The sequence below is a fragment of the Microcoleus sp. S13_C5 genome, from assembly GCF_036700845.1.
Lineage (GTDB): Bacteria > Cyanobacteriota > Cyanobacteriia > Cyanobacteriales > Microcoleaceae > Microcoleus.
In genome coordinates this window covers 68,692-88,669 of record NZ_JAUBPR010000009.1, presented here as the reverse complement: position 1 = coordinate 88,669, position 19,978 = coordinate 68,692, and the positions used below count along the sequence as shown (strand labels likewise).

The 19,978-nt window shown below is 46.1% G+C and carries 17 protein-coding genes and 1 pseudogene; 5 read left to right on the top strand and 13 right to left on the bottom strand.

Annotation, left to right across the window (positions count from 1 at the left end):
- Positions 1-312 precede the first annotated feature (312 nt).
- The 4 genes from QUA04_RS04640 (at position 313) to QUA04_RS04625 (ending at position 4,649) form a co-directional block, all read left to right on the top strand.
- Positions 313-798: an ester cyclase gene (locus tag QUA04_RS04640; protein WP_333254211.1), complete on the top strand. Its 486-nt coding sequence runs from the start codon at positions 313-315 to the stop codon at positions 796-798.
- 451 nt (positions 799-1,249) lie between these two features.
- On the top strand, positions 1,250-3,244 hold the full coding sequence (locus QUA04_RS04635) for a bifunctional serine/threonine-protein kinase/formylglycine-generating enzyme family protein (protein ID WP_333254209.1): 1,995 nt from the start codon (positions 1,250-1,252) through the stop codon (positions 3,242-3,244).
- 412 nt (positions 3,245-3,656) lie between these two features.
- On the top strand, positions 3,657-3,938 hold the full coding sequence (locus QUA04_RS04630) for a hypothetical protein (RefSeq protein WP_333254207.1): 282 nt from the start codon (positions 3,657-3,659) through the stop codon (positions 3,936-3,938).
- A gap of 360 nt (positions 3,939-4,298) precedes the next feature.
- Entirely contained in the window at positions 4,299-4,649 is a 351-nt protein-coding gene (locus QUA04_RS04625; protein WP_333254205.1) for a hypothetical protein, read from the top strand.
- A 51-nt stretch (positions 4,650-4,700) separates the two neighbouring features.
- Here QUA04_RS04625 and QUA04_RS04620 read toward each other — a convergent pair.
- The 4 genes and pseudogenes from QUA04_RS04620 to QUA04_RS04605 all read right to left on the bottom strand — a co-directional run.
- Positions 4,701-4,925, bottom strand: a pseudogene (locus QUA04_RS04620) (4-Cys prefix domain-containing protein); the annotation flags it as partial.
- A 233-nt stretch (positions 4,926-5,158) separates the two neighbouring features.
- Positions 5,159-6,586 (bottom strand): serine/threonine-protein kinase, encoded by a 1,428-nt coding sequence (locus QUA04_RS04615; RefSeq protein WP_333254203.1) that lies wholly within the window; start codon positions 6,584-6,586, stop codon positions 5,159-5,161.
- Between the two features lie 195 nt (positions 6,587-6,781).
- Positions 6,782-8,617, bottom strand: coding sequence for a biosynthetic-type acetolactate synthase large subunit (gene ilvB / locus QUA04_RS04610; protein WP_333254201.1), 1,836 nt, complete (start codon positions 8,615-8,617; stop codon positions 6,782-6,784).
- Between the two features lie 622 nt (positions 8,618-9,239).
- Entirely contained in the window at positions 9,240-10,538 is a 1,299-nt protein-coding gene (locus QUA04_RS04605; RefSeq protein WP_333254198.1) for an MFS transporter, read from the bottom strand.
- 353 nt (positions 10,539-10,891) lie between these two features.
- On the opposite strand from QUA04_RS04605, the gene QUA04_RS04600 reads away from it, so the two are divergent.
- On the top strand, positions 10,892-11,230 hold the full coding sequence (locus QUA04_RS04600) for a P-II family nitrogen regulator (protein WP_006633346.1): 339 nt from the start codon (positions 10,892-10,894) through the stop codon (positions 11,228-11,230).
- A gap of 154 nt (positions 11,231-11,384) precedes the next feature.
- Here QUA04_RS04600 and rdgB read toward each other — a convergent pair whose 3' ends face one another.
- The 9 genes from rdgB to QUA04_RS04555 form a co-directional block, all read right to left on the bottom strand.
- The gene (gene rdgB, locus QUA04_RS04595; protein WP_333254196.1) at positions 11,385-11,972 is read right to left on the bottom strand and encodes an RdgB/HAM1 family non-canonical purine NTP pyrophosphatase; all 588 of its coding nucleotides are present in this window, start codon (positions 11,970-11,972) and stop codon (positions 11,385-11,387) included.
- Between the two features lie 15 nt (positions 11,973-11,987).
- Positions 11,988-12,392 (bottom strand): hypothetical protein, encoded by a 405-nt coding sequence (locus QUA04_RS04590; RefSeq protein ID WP_333254194.1) that lies wholly within the window; start codon positions 12,390-12,392, stop codon positions 11,988-11,990.
- 36 nt (positions 12,393-12,428) lie between these two features.
- A complete protein-coding gene (locus QUA04_RS04585) occupies positions 12,429-12,608 on the bottom strand; it encodes a hypothetical protein (protein ID WP_333254191.1) in 180 nt (59 codons plus the stop codon).
- Between the two features lie 255 nt (positions 12,609-12,863).
- The gene (locus QUA04_RS04580; protein ID WP_333254189.1) at positions 12,864-14,288 is read right to left on the bottom strand and encodes a phosphoglucomutase/phosphomannomutase family protein; all 1,425 of its coding nucleotides are present in this window, start codon (positions 14,286-14,288) and stop codon (positions 12,864-12,866) included.
- 347 nt (positions 14,289-14,635) lie between these two features.
- The gene (folE, locus tag QUA04_RS04575) at positions 14,636-15,370 is read right to left on the bottom strand and encodes a GTP cyclohydrolase I FolE (protein ID WP_333254187.1); all 735 of its coding nucleotides are present in this window, start codon (positions 15,368-15,370) and stop codon (positions 14,636-14,638) included.
- 110 nt (positions 15,371-15,480) lie between these two features.
- Positions 15,481-16,206, bottom strand: coding sequence for an SDR family oxidoreductase (locus QUA04_RS04570; RefSeq protein ID WP_333254185.1), 726 nt, complete (start codon positions 16,204-16,206; stop codon positions 15,481-15,483).
- 242 nt (positions 16,207-16,448) lie between these two features.
- Positions 16,449-17,429: an acetyl-CoA carboxylase carboxyl transferase subunit alpha gene (gene accA, locus QUA04_RS04565; protein ID WP_333254183.1), complete on the bottom strand. Its 981-nt coding sequence runs from the start codon at positions 17,427-17,429 to the stop codon at positions 16,449-16,451.
- Positions 17,430-17,981: 552 nt separating this feature from the next.
- A complete protein-coding gene (locus tag QUA04_RS04560) occupies positions 17,982-19,004 on the bottom strand; it encodes a long-chain acyl-[acyl-carrier-protein] reductase (protein WP_333035377.1) in 1,023 nt (340 codons plus the stop codon).
- A 142-nt stretch (positions 19,005-19,146) separates the two neighbouring features.
- Positions 19,147-19,839, bottom strand: coding sequence for an aldehyde oxygenase (deformylating) (locus tag QUA04_RS04555; RefSeq protein WP_333254180.1), 693 nt, complete (start codon positions 19,837-19,839; stop codon positions 19,147-19,149).
- Between the last annotated feature and the right edge of the window lie 139 nt (positions 19,840-19,978).

Below are 19,978 nucleotides of genomic sequence, written 5' to 3'. Positions count from 1 at the left end.
TTTAAATTTATGATAATATTTACTGCGCTGGTTCAGAAAGATGCTAACACTGCTTTATATTATGTACCCTATATTACAGGTTTCTAAGAGAGCGCATTCTCAAGGAGGAACTTTAGACGAGCTACAAGCAAACCTACGTGAAGCGATTGAAATACTGTTGGAAAATGAGAAGATAGCCTTCCATCGTTCTTCAATTCAGTACCATCGCTCTTTGAGTTTCTAGCCTTATTGTTCTGCGAAGAGTGCCAGCTTTGATGGGGCGATCGCACGAGCGTAAGTCGCGTTACAATTTAGTTCAAAACAAAATTATGTATGCTGACTGATCAAAACAAAGCAATCGTTCTCCACTTCTACAAAGCGTTCGACGATCGCAAAATGGAACAAGCCTTAGAGCTTCTAGCGCCGAATTTTATTGCTCACATGGCGGGAATGCCAAAGCCATTGGACGGGGAGGGGTTCAAGCAGTTCGGGATGTCGTTTTATTTAGCTTTTAGTCAGGGTCAACACGTTTTTGATGAGGTCGTGGTTGCAGACAATAAAGTGGTGACGTGCGGAACGTTCACAGCAAAACACCTCGGAGAATTTCAGGGTCTGCCGCCAACGGGCAAACAAATCAGCTTGGCGATTATGCACATCGATCGAGTCGAGAACGGCAAAATCGCGGAGCATTGGGGACACGGCGATGCACTTGGATTAATGCAGCAGTTAGGGATTGTGTTCTTGCCGGGCCCAAAGTTACTACCGCACATTTTGAGAGGTGCTGCGTCCAAACTGTTTAAAAAATCCGCCCATAAATAAGATTGTCAGAGCTTGTAGTTGACAGTGGCACAACAAGTCATGGTAACAGTTACGTCGATCTCGCCGCATAACACATTGCGCCCTCACCGGAACAAAGCATGAATTATCTGTTGAATTACAATGGTTGTCGCCGTCCGGTTAGTCCAAACGCGCCCAAGAGCGATCGCAATACCCCATACTTCAAAATTACCTGTGGATCGATATGTCGATGTCGGCTTCACAACATTAGGCCGATAATTCTAGAGTGTTTGATTTAATACTAAATGCTACGGATGTCGATCGGGCTACTATTTTTTATTCTCAAATCGATTTCTTATAACTCTTCTCGGGTGGCAGGAGCTCCCGCCTGAAAGCTTAAATTTAAATGTAGAACAGCTTGCAAATTTTTACTGCTCCATAAGGAAGCCAAAAAGATATATCATAACCTTAACCAGATCATTTCTTCCCAGATATGTTCTACTGTTCTAATCCCACGTGTTCCCATCCTTTCAATCCCGACAACTCTAAATTTTGTCAAAGTTGCGGCCAGTCTGACCTCACGCCTCTCTTCAGAAACCGCTACCGCGTGATTCGACTGTTGGGCGAAGGGGGATTTGGCAGAACATATGAAGCGGTAGATACCGATCGCATGGACGATCCCTGCGTAATCAAGCAGTTTGTACCGCAATTTCAAGGAACCTCAGCACTTGAAAAAGCCGCAGAATTGTTTAAGCAAGAAGCGAAACGACTTTACGAACTCGGCGAACATCCCCAAATTCCTCGATTAATTGCTTATTTTGAACAAGACAAGCGACTTTATTTAGTACAAGAGTTGATTGAAGGGCAAACTTTACTAGCAGAATTAACTCAGCAGGGTGTTTTTAGCGAAGAAAAAATTTGGCAGTTGCTGGCAGATATTTTGCCGATTCTGAAATTTGTGCACGATCGCAATGTCATTCACCGAGACATCAAACTTGAGAATATCATCCGCCGTCGCACCTCTGTTAGCTCATCATTGCCAAAGGTGGGCAATTTTCGCAATTCAGCTTTCCGAAGGGGAGGGCGGGGAGAGTTAGTTTTGATAGATTTCGGTATTTCCAAACAAGTGACGGGTTCGCTGATGAGCCAAGTAGGCACAACGGTAGGAACGCCCGGATATTCGCCGGTAGAACAAATGCGCGGTCAAGTTTTCCCCGGAAGCGATTTATACAGTTTGGGGATAACTTGCCTGAGACTGCTAACTCAATGTTTGCCAAAAGCTGACGGTTCCGATGACCTTTACGACCCGATAAACGGCGGCTGGATTTGGAGAGAACGGTTGCCAGCCGGCACAAAAATCAGCAGCGAGTTGGCAAATGTTTTAGACAAATTAATTCAAGATTATCTCAAAAATAGATATCAATCTGCTGATGAAGTAATCAAAGCTTTAAATCTCTATTCTTTACCTCCCCAACCCCATTGTGCCAATGGAGGGCAACTTGCTCTAAATTCTTTTATGATAAAGGGAGGACAACTTGCTATCAATACCCCGCTAAATCAAAGCGGGCAAATCAACAGCAATATCTCTGTCAATCCGAGGAAAAAATCCAACACCAATCCGCCAGTGAACAAGGCATCGCAGAGAATTGCTGCTGTCAAAAGCACTTTTGAATTTCAGGTGGTGACAGTAGACAAGAGCGGGAAGCCAACTAATGTTAACAGCGGCAAAGCGCGTTTTTTTGAAGAACATCTCGGTAGCAGTACAGTCCTGGAAATGGTATCTGTTCGTGGCGGTACTTTCCTCATGGGTTCCCCAAACGATCGGGGTGACAGCGACGAAAAACCAGAGCACCCAGTAACTTTAGCATCTTTCTATATGGGCAAATTTCCCGTCACTCAGGCACAGTGGGCAGCAGTAGCGGCGCTGCCGGAAATTAAAATATTTCTCAATCCCGATACTGCCCGTTTTAAAGGTGCAAATCGACCTGTAGAAAATGTATCTTGGTACGAGGCTGTGGAGTTTTGCGATCGACTTTCTCGCAAAACTGGTAAGAATTATCGCTTGCCTAGCGAAGCCCAATGGGAATATGCTTGCCGGGGGCAAACTACGGGGCCATTTCACTTTGGGGAAACGATTACCAGTGAGTTAGCCAACTACAATGGAAATTCTAATTACGCTGACGCGCCGAAGGGAGTTTATCGCTTTCAAACGACAGATGTTGGTAGTTTTAAACCTAATGCTTTTGGATTGTACGATTTCCACGGAAATGTTTGGGAATGGTGCGCGGATTCTTGGCACAATAATTATAACGGTGCGCCTGCGGATGGTAGCGTTTGGGAGTCAGACGGGGACTCTTCGCTGAGGTTGTTGCGGGGGGGTTCTTGGAACGATCATCCTCCGAATTGTCGCAGCGCGTGTCGCCTCAGATATCAGCCGGATTGTAAGGCTAGTATTGTGGGTTTTCGAGTGGTTATTTCTGTTGTTTAAGAATGGCGATTCCCTACGGGATAGAGTCGCTTCACGCTCTTTTTAACTTAACTAAAACTTAACCAGCTAAAAACTGTTTCAACAGTCAATTCTAGCTCAATCCCATTAAGTATTGGTAAATCAGTTGCACCTTCGTACAGTTCCACTCTTTGCCCTGGAACTGACGGGGCGACAAGTCGCCTGAAAAATAGGCAGGGAGGCAATCCTAAACAAATTGCCTGAAAAAAGATAGGGTAAGAGAGCTTTTTACCCAAAAATAATTAAATGATACCAGAATCATATCATGCCCATTTGTCAGAAAAGCTTACACGTTCTAATTACTTATGGACAATTTTGTTGATTCAAGTAGTGCAATAGATTAAAGAAGTCACATTAGAAAGTATAGCGACCAAACTAGCGATTCCCATTAAATTTGAAAGTAGAAGAAAAAAATCATAGATTTTTATTGGAGGATGAATGGACTCTATATGATATTTTGTTACCACTGGTGATTGGTTGGCTCAAAGGTAGTGTCAAACAGAATAAGGTTGTATATTTAGCAATAAACCGAACCAAATGGCAATCAAATAATATTTTGATGGTTAGCATGATTTGGCGAAAAAGAGCTATTCCTATTTATGGGAAAATGCTTGAACAAGGGAACAGCACATTAGAAAATCAACAATTCGTATTAACGCCCGTATTCGCCACCTGATCAGATTATAACTTGATCGTGTTATGAGAGCGTGAATTTTGTAGGGTTACCCTCGCAAACTGGCTTAGGGAGAAGAAAGTAGATTTCTGTTTGCGACTCAAAAAGAATGTTTGCATTTCCGACGGAAGAGGAGTTATGGGCTGAACTAAAAATGCTAGGATTAGAGCCAGGAAATAGCTTCTTCAATCAAGACGTAACGATTACAAAAACTGCACGCGCATTACGGGGTTTAATCTAGCAGGTAAGTGGCTGGGTAAATATCGAAATGTTACCACTGCAGAGCCTTGGTATATTCTGACAAGCTTGGCAGATATACAAGCCGCAGTTGATGCTTATGCAAAAAGATTTGGAATTGAATAAATGTTTAGAGACTTTAAAGGCGGAGGCTATAACTTAGAGAAGACTAATTTAACGGGCGACCGATTGAGTAAATTATTAATTTTGCTATCGCTATCATACTTGAAAAGTATCATTCAAGCGATAGATATTAAATCCAAGCAAGTTCAAAAATATCTAGGTAGAAAAACAGAAAGCCACAAAAAATATGCTATGCCTAGCACTTTTTATATTGGACTCTGGGGTGAATCCTGGGTCGATTCAATGTCTAGTAATTGGCAGTTTGTTGTTGAATTAATGTCTTTGTCTCCACACACACTACCTAATTATCAACAAGGTTTAAGAGCTATGAGACTTATTCTATCAGCCTTATAGGCGACTTGTCGCCCCGACAGCTATTTTTCAGGCGACTTGTCGTCCCGTCAGAGAAGTGCCTTGCACTTGGGGGTAAAATTTTTTAATAACGCAGGGAGGTTTTGAGGGTTTATACTCGTCAATAGCTAGAAAAGTGCGCCCAAATCCTCCTTGTCTAATAATTTTTTGGGCTCCGTAGCGATCGCCCAATAGCAGTTTATTCCCACATTTTCGACAGAATTTTGTAGAGCCAGACTGGTTTTGGAATAGGCAATCAGGGTTGAGACACTGGCTCATAAAATAGGCTTAGAGATTACAGATTAAAGCTCTCGATGCGATCGATAGGTCCGAGAATTTTTATGTCTGCTAAAGATTCGGTTGTAAATTCTATTTCCTAGGGCATATCTAAGCTGTATATATTTTAATAGGATTGGTGTATTACTGTTCGCTAATTAACCCTATATTCGTAAAGTAAAAAAGGTTCGAGAATAAATACTTGACAAAGGGCTGAAATCGCTATAGATTACAGCTTACAGTTCTCGATGCGAGAGAAGAGAGAACCACACAACCAACCCCAACCACCCCAACACCCCAACAACCCAACCCAATCCTTCTCCCCCCCACGCAAACACACGCGCACACGACGGGAGGTGCCCCCGTGGTGCTTCCAGATTAAAGGTTAAATCATCGTACTCCAACCAACCTTTCCTCCCCTTTCTCCTCTTTCTCCAACCCACACGATCGCCTAGCTTGCATTCAGTGTCATAATCAACTTTACCGCCTATTTCTAACCAGATTTTTTTCTGGACACTAAAGCCGAAACGACCCTGACTGTATTTTACCCACAATTGGTCGATCGTCCGCAAATCATCGCAAGGAAAATTCTCGATCGATTCCGTATTAAAATAGCCTTCCTTCTCCCGTCTAGCAGCTTTTAACATCACCTTGAAGGTTTCCTGATCCGCATCTTTCCACTCCCCTGTGGCCAATAAATCCCGCAGACGAGTATAGTCAACACCCTGCGCTGATTTAAGCGAGTCTGGTGGCGGTGCCGGTGGAGGTGTTTGAGCTGATAATTGAGGTGATTGAGAAGCAAGAGCCTGGAACACTTCAGTAGCAGATTGATAACGTTTTTTAATAGCAGGTTGTATCATTTTATCTAAAATCTGACCCAGTTCCGAACTGACAGATGTTTTTAAGTGTTCTCGCCACACCCACTCAAACTCGCTATCATCGAATAAATCAATCGGTTCAACCTCAGTTAACAGACACAGACAAGTGACACCCAGACTATAAATATCACTCGCATGAATAGCTTTGCCGTTGGCTTGTTCTGGTGCCGTATATGCAGCCGTCCCGATCCTGGTTCCCGTTACCGCTAGAGCCGTCTGTGTCGCATATTTCGCGGCTCCAAAGTCAACTAAAACCATTTGCCCATCTTGCCTAAGAATAATATTTTCGGGCTTGATATCTCGGTGAATAACTTGGCGAGAGTGCATGAACTCGAATACTGGCAGTAAATTATTAAGCAAGTCGCGAATCTGCGTTTCGCTAAAATATCCCTGAGATTTTAATGTTTGGGCTAAATTTTCACCGTCGATGAATTCTTGGACTAAATACTGCCGTTCATCTTGACTAAAATATGCTAATAATTCAGGAATTTGATAATGTTTACCCAACTGTTCTAGGCGGACTGCTTCAAGCTCAAATAACTCAGTAGCTTTCTGGATACTAGAAGGGCCTTGAAATTGGGGGTAAAATTGTTTAATAACACAGGGAGGTTTGGAGGGTTTATACTCGTCAATAGCTAGAAAAGTGCGCCCAAATCCCCCTTGTCCAATAATTTTTTTGGCTCCGTAGCGATCGCCCAATAGCAGTTTTTTCCCGCATTTTTGACAAAATTTTGTAGAGCCAGAGGGGTTTTGGAATAGGCAATCAGGGTTGAGACACTGGCTCATAAAATATGCTTAGAGATTACAAATTAAAGCTCTCGATGGGATGCCAGCAGAGAGGGTTTTAAATGTGAAACAGCAGAGCCGGGTAAGGACATCGCATTGCCTTTCATCGTGTCAACTTAACCGGAAAAACCGCTTAACCCGAAAGCTCGGCAGGGGTTTAAACCCCTGCCAAACAAGGCATTGCCGTGTCCCTAGTTAAACTTTTGTCCCGCACTCAGGACAAAAGTTATTGGTCGAAACATTCTTAGCGCCGCAACTGGGACAATAAACCAACTCCGCAGATTGCAACTTGCTACGATCTGGCAAACCAACCATTTGAGCGTTGCTCTTACCTGGAACTACCATCGGATAGCAGTTTTCGTCCCTCGTCACCTTGACGTTCATCAGCACCGGGCCCTCGTGAGCGAGCATTTGAGCGATCGCATCTTTGAGTTCCTCCGGCCGCGAAACGAGCATCCCCTTCACGCCATAAGCTTCCGCCAGCATCACAAAATCCGGCATCCCCACAGTCATATTCGACGACGAATAACGCTCTCCATAGAACGCCTGCTGCCACTGCCGCACCATGCCTTGCCAGCCATTATTTACAATCACAATCTTGACATTAATGCCGTATTGTGCTAGGGTTCCCAATTCTTGAATATTCATTTGCACGCTAGCATCGCCAGCAATACAAATCACTTGCTCATTGGGTAGCGCCATTTTCGCGCCCATCGCCGCCGGCACCCCGAAACCCATCGTGCCCAAACCAGCGCTCGAAATCCAGCGGCGCGGCCCGTTGTTCAAGAATTGAGCCGACCACATTTGATGTTGACCGACATCCGTTGTGTAGTAAGCATCCGGCGCTTGAGTAGCCAACTCGGAAATCACCTCTTGCGGAGACAAAATGTCTGGGTAATGAGGCACAACTAACGGATAGTCCTGTTTCCACTGATCGATCCTGTGCAGCCATTCCGCAGTCTGTCCGGCCTTCCCCGAAACTCCAGTCTCCCGACAGCGACGCAGCAAATCGATCAAAACTTGGCGGACATCTCCGACAATCGGCACGTCAGGGCCGCGATTTTTGCCGACTTCCGCCGGGTCGATATCGATGTGAATCACCTTAGCGCGCGCGGCAAACTCGTCTAATTTGCCAGTCACGCGATCGTCAAACCTCGCCCCTACAGCAATCAGCAAATCGCACTCGGTAACGGCAAAATTAGCGTAAGCAGTGCCGTGCATCCCCAGCATTTTCACCGACAAAGGATGGTTTTCGTCAAAGGAACCTTTGCCCATCAGCGTTGTCGTGACCGGCAATTGGAAAAGTTCGGCGAGTTCCTTAATTTCCTCGTGGGCCGCCGCTGCGATCGCCCCGCCGCCCACATAAAGCAAAGGACGCTTCGCTTCCTTCAGCAAATGAATCGCTTGATTAATTTGCCGAGGATTTCCCTTCACCGTCGGCCTGTAGCCCGGAATTCTCACAGATCCCGGTTCCACGGGCAGATAGTCAAATTCTTCTAAACCCACATCCTTGGGCACATCAACCAACACCGGCCCCGGCCTTCCTGTACTCGCGATGTGGAAAGCTTCAGCCACAATTCGCGCCATATCTCTCGGGTCCCGCACTACATAAGAATGCTTGACAATTGGCAGGGTAATCCCGTAAATATCAGTTTCCTGAAACGCATCAGTGCCGATCGCCGGACGAGGAACCTGACCGGTAATAATTACCATCGGGATCGAATCCATGTGGGCTGTCGCAATCCCCGTCACCAAATTAGTTGCGCCGGGGCCCGAAGTAGCAAAACAAACCCCAACTTGTCCGGTAGCGCGGGCGTACCCGTCGGCCGCGTGAGCAGCACCTTGCTCGTGCCGCACCAGAATATGTTTGATAGCGCCAGTTTCTTCTGCGCGGTAGAGTTCGTCGTAAAGCGGCAGAATTGCGCCGCCGGGATAACCAAAAATATGCTTGACGCCGTGGCGGATCAAGCTGTCAATCAGAGCAAATCCACCAGTTGCACGTCTGATGGTCACTTTAGTTTTTAGTTGCACAGAATTTCCTTCCTTAAACTAATTATGATTTTTAATGAAAGCTTTTATACTACTTTAATCTCAATTAATGAAACTATGAAAATTTAAGTGGTGAGATTTTACCAAAGATTTCGCGATCGCACAGGGTTCGCCCGATCGAGACATTGTGGAACAGCAGAGGAAGAAAAGAAACAGAGGAAATCGCGGCCTCTATGCCGGTTTACCGCGATATGACCCTTGTATAGCATTCGTCATTCGGCATTCGACAAGAAAAACCATCGTTTCAGCAATTAAGAACGTCCTAATCATCAGGGCGGTTGCTATGTTAGGGATCGATCGCGAAAAGAAAGCCATCTTCGCTCTTACCATTGGTGTCAACACTCGCCTAAAACCCTTGATAAATCTTGTCTAAACGCGAGTCTCGATCCCGCTCCCATTCCCGTTAAGAAGGGAAACTAAAGAGAATGCTCCGGTTCCCTCCAACTATCAGGAGCTCTGGGTAATCATCGTCAAACAGTATATCGGTACTACATTTGATCTTAAGTTGACACCATCCCCTCTTCCTTCTTCCTTCTTCCTGACATCCGTTACATCCGTTACATCCGTTACACAATCCGTTGCCGAACTTCCTTCTTTGCCAAGTTTACAAAACATCCTGCAATACTTTGCGAGTATGTTTCCAAGCTGCCATGCCCATCACGGAGACCAAAAAGCCCAAACTCAGCAACACGATCCGCAAGCCGAGGTCATCCGAGCCAACGGCTTTGCTAACAGCATCTGTCAGCGGGCCAGTAATCGCTAAAGGCAGGCTCAGAGCAATATTAATCGCATTGTTTTCAAATCCAAAGACTTTACCCCGCATAGATTCGGGAGTTTTTTCTTGAATCAGAGCCTGCATCGGGCCGTTAATTAAGGAAGCACCAAAACCAAACAGAGCGCTCAATCCGAATCCCACCCACAACAGTCGAGTAAAGGCAAACATTGCTAATACAAAACCCATCATCAAGAAACCGATTAAAGGCAGAGGTTTGTGGTGCATTCGATGACCCCAGTGTCCCAAAAAGGCTGCGCCGAAGACCATTCCAATTCCTGCAGCAGCGAGCAAAAAGCCAAATTGAGTTTCTTTGAGACCTATTTTGCCTGAAAGCGCGATCGCCAGCACCTGAAGCGCCGCAAACACGGAATACAAAATTGTCAACTGCACCATCGCGTTGCTGACAAGGTGATTGTGTTTCAAATAGCGCAAACCTTCCTTGAGATCTTGCCAAGGATGGACGTTTTTGCCACTGCTGCCGGCATGACCTTCTTTGATCCGCATGGCATAGATCAAACCTGCTGATATCAGGTACAACCCGCCCAGCAAAAACTCTTGAGAAGCTGCTCCGAAGCTGTGTTTAACCCAACTAAACAGCGGTTCGCCGATCGTCATCCCGATAATAATCCCGCCCATTGTGGACGAGGCGAACAGAGCATTTGCTGACATCAGTCCCTCTCGCCCCACGGCCAGGGGGACGGCTGCCGCTTCTGCAGGAGCAAAAAATTGCGTTACGGTAGAGATCAAAAACGTCATCGTCAACAAAACCACAAAAGCTTTGGGCAAAAACGGCAAAGCTACAATAAACGCGGCTCGAATCACGTTGCAGGCAATCAGCATTTGCTTTTTAGAAAAGCGGTCTACGACGATACCGGCTGCGGAACCAAAGACGATCGCGGGCACGGTGTAGGCGATCATCACCGCTGACAGCATAGAATTTTCCGAATGCTGCCAAGAAACCGGCCAGGGTCGGTAGTCGCCGGTTTTCAGCAGAATAATCAGCAATACGTAAAAGATTTTATCCGCCACCTGGGCCAATAACTGGCCCGTCCACAAGGCGAGGAAGGGGCGATTTCTCAGTAGGGCATCAAGCCCGCTGCGGTCAGGGGGAGGGCTGGCTGGGTGCATAGGAATAGTTTAACTGACCGCCTCTGGCAATTATAGTTTTCAGCAATACGTGCAAATCTGACATAGCAAAGCGGAAACTCGGAAAACTCCTGTCTCCTGCGTTCTTTTTCTGTTTTAGCAGATCGGCGGGGGACGACTACTGCAGTCTTCTTAACTCTACCGCGATCAGCCGGAGCCGAGAACCCGCGCGCCAGGAAAATCCGAGAAGATTGTTAAAGGTTGGCGTGCATTTCATCGCGAGTACAAGATACGGTAATATACTTGACAAAATACTTGCTGTTGGCAGTGATATTAAAAGATGTCACGCCGATTAAGTAATATAACGAAGGTACTAACTGTTAGGAGTGAGAAACTTGAAAAAGGTTGAAGCTATTATTCGCCCCTTTAAACTAGACGAAGTGAAAATCGCACTCGTCAATGCTGGTATTGTGGGGATGACTGTTTCTGAAGTTAGAGGTTTTGGCCGTCAGAAGGGCATGACAGAACGCTATCGCGGTTCTGAGTACACCGTTGAGTTCTTGCAAAAGCTCAAGGTCGAGATTGTTGTGGAAAACGATCAGGTTGACATGGTGGTTGATAAAATTATCGCGGCTTCCCGCACGGGCGAGATTGGCGACGGCAAGATTTTCATCTCTCCTGTAGAACAAATTATTCGGATTCGGACTGGGGAAAAGAACTTGGAGGCAATCTAAGATACTGGGGCATTGGGCATTGGGCATTGGTAATTGGTCATTGGTCGTTGGTAACTAATCATTGCCAATGAAAAACCTCTTTCCTGTTTAGTTTTGATACCTAAGGGTCAATATCCAATGCCACAGTTACCCCCTGTTTTGGCTTTTTTCTTCATTATCGGGTGACAAGGTTCGCCATTTGTGGTAAAAGAGCTTGGAAGGCTCGACCGCGGTGAGAGTGCGATCGCTTGATATCCGGTGTCATTTCGGCAAAAGTCTGTTGCTGTGCGGGTACGTAGAAAATGGGATCATATCCGAAACCTCCTGTACCGCGAGGAGTGTGCAGGATTTCGCCTCGGCAAATTCCTTCTACTTGCAAGGCAATTGTACCGTCGGGACGGGCGATCGCGATCGCGCAGACAAATTGTGCTTCCCGATTTTGTTCGCTTCCCAATTCTTTGAGAAGTCGAGATATCCTGTCAGCATCGGTTTTCCCGTAGCGCGCGGAATAAATCCCGGGTTGACCGTCGAGTGCATCTACCATTAAACCAGAATCATCGGCGATCGACCATTTGCCCGTTGCTTTTGCGACTTCAGACGCCTTCAAGCAAGCATTAGCAATAAAAGTTTCGCCTGTTTCCTCGATTTCCAACTCTTCCGGTTTGAGCTGCAATTCCCATCCCAAATCCTGAAGATAAACTTGCATTTCCTTGAGTTTACCCGGATTGCCCGTAGCTACAACTAGCAATTTGCGATCGGTCATTATTTCTCTTAAAACTTACGGCTCCATATTAACAAAAGATTGGGAAAATGGTTGCAACAAAATTCCCAAAATCTTATCAACCTCTTTAATATAGTATTCTGTCGGATCGATATAGAGAGTAGTTTCCTGTAAAATCAAAAACTTCCAGTTAGTGCCAGTCGTCACTGAACCGTAAATGCGATCGACCTCAGTACCTTGATTTTGATTGAAGCATTGAGCCGCCACCATTGCCGCCGCGCATTGTCCCAAACCGCCAATGATATCTTCCTTTTTTGCCTCAAAAATTGTTATAACCGGAGCACTGATGAACAATTGTTCTGAAGAACCGCTAATAATATAATCGCAAAATCCTTGCAAGCCTCTTTCTGGATCGACAGTAAAATCCTTACCGGAAAAAAGAGAAACTCGTTTGTTTAACAATCGCCGAACTTCTGCTAAAATCGGGGCTATCAAAAATTATGAGCGAGCTTTTTCTGTGGAAATAAAAGGTGCTACTGGTACATAATCAATCAGGATTGTTGTTAAAATTTCCGATGGCGAAACGGGTTTTGTATTAACAAATAAGTTGCGACTTTCCTCTAAGGTTAATCCCAAATCTTTTTTGACTCTCGCAAGGCTGAAATCGCTGTATGCCATTTGCTTTTATCCTAAAATTCACCTGATATAGCAATAGTATTTCATTGGTGAGTCAGAGTTTTTTTACGAACCGCGAAGACGCGAAGGAAGAGAAGAGAAAGAGTTCACAATTGATGGGAGGATTGCTAGGGCAATACGATTTTATTTGTGAAGAAGATTTTTTTACCGCAGAGAACGCAGAGGACCCTGAGAAAGAGAGATTTGAGATCAATTTATCCGCGTTTGTCTGCGTTTATCTGCGGCTGAAAACTGCAATTAATTATGCGCCCAAGCTTTCGCCCAGTTTAAGTTTTGCATCACCTCTTTCAAAGTCGCAGCTTCCGAATATAACCTCAACACCGGTTCAGTACCGCTAAACCGAATTAACAGCCAACTTCCGTCAGCCAAACGGAATTTATATCCGTCAACTTTGTTGCAATCTACAACTGCTTTGCCGGCGATTTCTGTTAAAGGTTGATTTTCCAACAGCGACAGCAAACGCGACCTTTCTTCCATGTTTGCTAGGTGCAAGTCGATTCTGTCATAAGCTGAAGTAAAGCTTGTTTCTTGTTGCAGTCGGCTGTAAATTTCGCTTAAGTCTTCCCCGGATTTGACAACCGCTTCTAATAAGTACAGCGCTGACAGCAAAGCATCTCGTTCGGGAATGTGTGTACCGTAGCCAATTCCTCCTGATTCTTCGCCGCCGACTAAGACTTGGGTGGTTAACATTCGATCGGCTATATACTTGTAACCGATCGGCGTTTCAAATAATGGCAAGTCGTACAGCTTGGCAATCTTGGGAATTATGTCTGAACCGCTGACTGTTTTGATGACTTCCCCGGTCAAGCCGCGCCGTTTTGCTAAATGTTCTATTAATATGGGAACTAGGATTTGTGAACTGAGAAAGTTGCCGCTAGAGTCAACGGCTGCAATTCGATCGCTATCTCCGTCAAATACAAATCCGATCGACAAACCAGAACTTTTTCGCTGGTGAGTACGCATAACCCGAAATAACTGCGACAGGTAGCGCGGCAAAGGTTCCGGTGCACCGCCGCCGAACAGCGGATCTCGATCGCTATTGACTTCATGTACCGGAACTTCTAAAATTTGAGCTAATCCTCCCGCGGCGGCACCGTGCATTACATCTACAAATACTGTAATTTTGCCGCTGGCGATCGCTTCTTTAATCGCCTCAATATCTACCGTTTCCCGCAAGGTTTTGCAGTAAGCTGGCCAAGGATTGAAATTCTCCAATTTGCCGGGAGTTGCTGAAAGTGCCGCCGGACTTTCGAGTTTTGCTTCTATCTGTTGAGTAACTTCCGGCGAAACTGAACCGCCAAATCCGCCCTTGACTTTTAACCCTAAATATGCACCCGGATTGTGGCTGGCTGTCAGAACGATCGCACCCAAAGCATTTAATTGTTTGGCAGCTAAACTGAAAGCTGGAGTAGGGGCGTAGGATTCGCTAAGGAGCACGTCAAATCCTGCGTTTTGGATGGCAATAGCCGCTGTTTTGGCAAATTCTTCAGCCAGAAATCGGCGGTCGTGACCGACAATTACGGTACCGCTGCTGCCATCGCTGCTGCTGGTTTGTGCGAGAACTTGGGCCGCTAGGGGAGCTACTAACGCCACGCGATCGAATGTAAAATCGTCAGCAATGATGCCGCGCCAGCCATCTGTACCGAATTTAATAGGATTCATTAGTCACAAGTCATGAGTCACCCGTCTATTTTATGGGTTTATTAGTCGATCGTCATCTGATTTTAGATTTTAGATTTTAGATTTTAGATTAGGGAATTGCTTCCAAAGCCTTTACTCTGGCTATTGATCGAAAGCATCCAGGATACAAGCCCCCGGATTCATCCGTGGGGTCAATGTTTCAATCTAAAATCTAAAATCTAAAATCTAAAATCGATTGACTGTTAACTGCTGACTGTTGGCTGTCATTAGACTTGCTTGATAGATTATGTTGGTTTCGTCTCTCAACCCAACCTACTAATTACTGTTAACTGCCAAATACCAACTGCCAACTGTCAACTGTCAACTGACTAAAAGAATGCCGGTTGGTGGCGGATCAAATTCAGGAATTCTTCACGAGTTTTCTGTTCCTCTTGAAACACGCCCAACATGGCACTCGTAACCGTCCAAGAACCGGGTTTTTGTACACCCCGCATCGTCATGCACATATGGCTGGCTTCCATTACTACAGCTACTCCCTGCGGTTCCAATATTGTCTGAACTGCTTCGGCAACTTGACGAGTCAAACGTTCTTGCACCTGCAACCGACGGCTGTACATCTCGACAATTCTGGCTAATTTGCTCAGTCCCACTACTTTTTGGTTGGGAATGTAAGCGACGTGAACTCGACCCATAAACGGCAGCATATGGTGTTCGCACATACTGAATACGCTGATGTCTCGCACCAGTACCATTTCGTTGTGACCTTCGTCAAAGATAGCGCCGTTGAGGAGTTCTTCGAGGGATTGAGTGTAGCCGCTGGTGAGAAACCGCATTGCTTCTGCTACCCGCTTCGGGGTTTTGAGCAATCCTTCGCGTTCGGGGTCTTCTCCTACTCCCAGCAGCAGGGTGCGAACGGCCTCCATCATTTCTTCCTGGCCTACTTCTGAGGGTACGGGTATATTGGATTCTTGGCCGTGCGAGGAATTGCGATCGGGTCGAGTGGGGATGCGCGGGGAGTTGTTCTCTGCGGTTTGTAACAGTTTCATGCTGTCAGTCGAGATTGAGTTCGAGCCATTGGAATCGGCGGAAGATGCAATTGTCATAACAAGTTGGTGTGAGGGTGAATCGATTTTCGATTTTCGATTGGGGGATATAGCTAGAGATTCAAAGATTGTTGAATTCGAGAAAAATCCAGCAGTCTAAAATCTCAAGTTCACAAAACTCCTGCGTTGGACATGAGCGTGATTTCTTCAATTACTGCACTTGCTGGCAACTGAACCGCGTGCAGAATTGATTGGGCGACGATTTCTGGGGTTAACATGGCGGTGCGATCAAAGTCGGCGTCCACGGTGTCTGTGTCCCACATGGGAGTATTGACAGAACCCGGACAGATTGCTGTTACGCGAATTCCATGAGCCCGTTCTTCGGCGGCTAAGGTTTTAGACAAAGCCATGAGACCGAATTTACTGACGCAGTAGGCTCCCCAGTTGGGGAAGGTTTGGTTGCCGGCGATCGAGGAAACGTTGATGATGATTCCCGATCCGCGATCGCGCATGGAGGGCAAAACTCCTAAAATGCACTGCCAAACGCTAGTTAGATTGAGGTCTAGAACGCTCTGCCAGTCGGCTAGCGGCGTTTCCGTTAAGGAGCCGGTGTAGCCCATGCCAGCGCTGTTGACCAGGATATCTACCGAACCCAATTGAGCTGCGATCGCGCTGATGCTGCTTTGCACTTGCTCAATTTTTGCCAAGTCTAAGGGATAAGCTTCTGCTTTCACTCCGACTTCTCGGGCTGCTGCGGCAACGGCTTCTAAGTTTTCTGACTCTCGGCTAACTAAGGCCAGATTTATGCCCTCGGCGGCGAACGCTAGAGCCGTCGCTTTGCCAATACCGCTGCTGGCTCCGGTTATCAGAGCCTGCTTTGTTGTTGGATGGTTCATTCAGTGTCCTAATACTTTCGCTCGGCAACTCCCTACAGCGTTGCAGCCTTCTTCGGCAAATTAGACAACTGTCTGCTGCGGGTGATAACAGTTAATTATGAGATGAACATTAAGAACTGTTAAGCCGTGTCACCTGAGAAATTATAACACTGCTGACTGATTCGCAGAATAGTGAGCTGTGAGTTATGAGTTTAAAGTAAGAGATTTTTACACTCATAACTCATAGCTCTGAATCGATCGGCTTAAGCCGCAATTTCATTGAATACACCGATGTGGCGAAACTTTTGATACCGGATCTCGCGTCGCTGCTGACCCGTAAGCTGTGTTAGTTCTGCTAAGTTTTCCAACAAAGCTTGTTTGAGTATGGACGCAGCTTTGAGGGGATTCGAGTGAGCGCCGCCGATCGGTTCTGGCACTATTTGATCTAGAACGCCGAGGTTTTTCAAATCCCAGGAGGTGATTTTGAGAGCTTCTGCAGCCAAGTTAGCTTTCCCAGAGTCTTTCCAGAGAATGGCCGCGCAAGCTTCTGGCGTGGCGACGGTGTAGACGGAATGTTCCAGCATCAACAGCCGCTCGCCGACACCGATACCCAAAGCGCCGCCGGAACCGCCTTCGCCGATAACGGTGCAAATAATGGGAACGTCGAGGCGAAACATTTCTCGGAGGTTACAGGCGATCGCCTCTCCCTGTCCGAGCTGTTCTGCTTCTAAGCCCGCCCAAGCACCCGGAGTGTCGATAAAGGTGAAAATTGGCATTCCGAAGCGATCGGCGTGTTCCATCAACCGTAAGGCTTTGCGGTAGCCGCCGGGAGCAGCCATGCCGAAGTTGCGGGCGATATTGTCTTTAGTGTCGCGCCCTTTTTGATGGCCGATGATGACTGTGGGACGCCCGTCTATGCGGGCAATTCCACCGACGAGGGCAGGGTCGTCTCCCCCGCGCCGATCGCCGTGAAGCTCGATCCACTCGTCGCTAATTGCCTGAATGTAATCGAGGGTGCTGGGGCGGCGCGGGTGACGGGCGAGTTGCAGCCGCTGCATGGGGGACAAGCTGCTGAAGATTTCTTGTCGCAGTTGGGCCGAGCGAGCTTCGAGTTTGCGAATTTCGTCGGTGACATCGACGCTGTTTTCTTCGGCGAGTTCGCGAATCTGGTGAATTCGGGTTTCGAGTTCGGCCAGGGGCTTTTCAAAATCTAAGAGTAAGGGTTTACGGTCTGGGTTTGGCACGCGGATAATTTCTATAAGGTTTTGTCAGGTTTTGTCGATCGACTATTTCCAGATCCTACCCTGTCAGGGGATGCTGAAAAAGAGGGGAAATTTGGAAGTTGTAAATTTTGAATTATGCTTGGCTTACTAAGCTTCTTGAAAACCCGAGGCTTGAGCCTCGTTTTTTGCTACACTATTTTTGCTTGCTTCTGATTTTTATGCCCCTATTTCCAAGCGTCCCTGGGTTCCCCACCGCCATAAAAGACCTAACCCTGCTGAACTGTTCCTAAGTCCAAAAAGCGACACCAGCGCGATCGCACTCACCCATTGGGAAGCTTTAACAGCCCTGTCTATATTATCTGTTGTCGCTAAAATTAAAATATCAGAAGAATTAAAGAGAAACTTTTGTCACCAATCACATCTGCTTGTTCCGAACTACAAACTACTTTTCTTCGGCTCGTGCGATCGGAGATAATGTTAATAGTTAATAGTTAACGCTTAACTGTATAAAAAAAGTTACTGGTTATTATCAGAAAAACTTTCCTCAATAACCAATAACTACACCAAATCACATCAAAATGACATTAAAGGTCTGAAACCGTGCTTGACAGAAATATGACCGATTTGCTCCATCTTTTCCACTGTAATTTGATTCCGTCCCCAAGAAAAATTGGTATACATTTTTTCAAATTCCAGCAGCATTGATTCAGCAAAACAGGCAAACAACTGTCGGCCCGGTACATCCATATTGACAATCTTCATAATTTTCCACTCAATATCGAGGGAATGCTCCACAATGCCGCCATTGAGTACGTAAATTTCTGGATGCTGAACCTGAGTTGCCAGATTTTTCGGATAGCCACCGTCAATCAATAAACATGGTTGCTTCAATGTCTTAGGGTCAATTTCTACTCCCTTCGGCATACTGGCTACCCACACTACAATATCCGCTTGGGGGAGGGCTTCTTCCAAGTCCATAATTTTGCCTCGCCCCAATTCCGATTGCAAATCTTGTAATCGTTCTTTGTCGCGGGCAATGAGCAACAATTCTGCTACATTTGTTTTAACATTGAGCCAGCGACACACAGCACTGCCAATATCGCCAGTAGCACCACAAACGGCTACCGTGGCTTTTGAAAGTTCAATCCCCAATTTAGGGGCTGCTTCTTCTACTTGGCGGCAGAGGATGTAAGCCGTGTGAGTGTTACCAGTGGTGAAGCGTTCAAACTCCAACTTGAGATTGCGAATTTGCTTAATTTGCTGCAAGTTGAAAGTCTCAAAAATGATCGAAGAAAAGCCGCCTAAAGCAGTGATGTTAATCCCGTTTTTTTGAGCGTGTGCCATCGCATTAAGGATTTTACGAGTGGCTGCTTTAATCCGGCGAGTGGCTAGCATTTCGGGCAGAAAACAGGACTCGACATAGCGCCCTTCTATTTTTTGTCCAGTGATGCTTGTTACCGTGATCTGATCAACTATTTGAGGCGGTGCGCTGCACCAAAAATCGAGACCTTGATCGGCATATTCTGGATAGCCCAGCTCGTTAGCTACTGATTGGGCGTGTTCTAAGCTGGTTAAGTGACCGATTAGACCAAACATTAAGTTGTCAAATGAAGGAAGATGGAAGATGGAAGATGGAAGATGGAAGATGGGAAGATTAAAAATGTATATTTTAAAATGAGGTATCCCATTTTTAATTTTTAATTTTTAATTTTTTTCCCATTCCTTATTTCCGAATTAACTAGGCTGCTAGGCCTTGTGCTGACATCCGCATGATATCGCGGTTGTTAAAGCCAATGTTACCTAGGGCTTCGCCGTAGGCAATCATAAAGTCTTCGATTAAAGCGTCTTTTTCCATTCCCAAGACGCGGGCATCGTCTGCGACAGCGTTTAGCAGCTTCCAGATGATGGGCAGGTTTTGGCGGTTGGCAGCTTCGAGTTCGGCCTTGGATTCCTCAAAGTGAGCTTGCAGCCAGACTTCCCCAAAGTTGAGGTGGCTGTATTCTTCTTTGACGACGCCTTCGGTGATTTTGCGAGCAAAGTCATCGGCGACGGGGATGTAGATGTTGTAAGCTGCGATCGCAAAACACTCGATAATTAGCGATTGAATCAACAAGCAAGTTACAATCTGACCTTGGGCCGCGGCCGTCTGGAAGTTTTTGTGCAGTTCCGAAAAGAACTGCTTGGCAAATGCCATGTCCGGCGTGACTTTAAGATTCCGGCCACAAGCTTGGAAGCCTTTCATGTGGCGGTTCTCCATCTTGGACAAGCCAACTAACTCTGCTTTTTTGTCAGCCAACAGTTCGGCCAGTGTCAGGTAATTGTCGTGAGCTTCTTGTTCGCCTTCAATCACAATGGCGTTGATGCGGCTGTAAGCATCTTTGTAAGTTTCGGTTTGAAAGTCAATTGTTGGGCTGGCCTCAAGCTGGGGCATAGATATGTAGTCTCCTCATATAAGCTTGTGGGATGTTTGGAAACCCCTTTAAAATTGGGGGTCAGTGACAGTACACTTTACCTATTTTGAACGCACCCCATCTAAATCAAAGATTATAGCTGAGGATTCTTTCGACAAA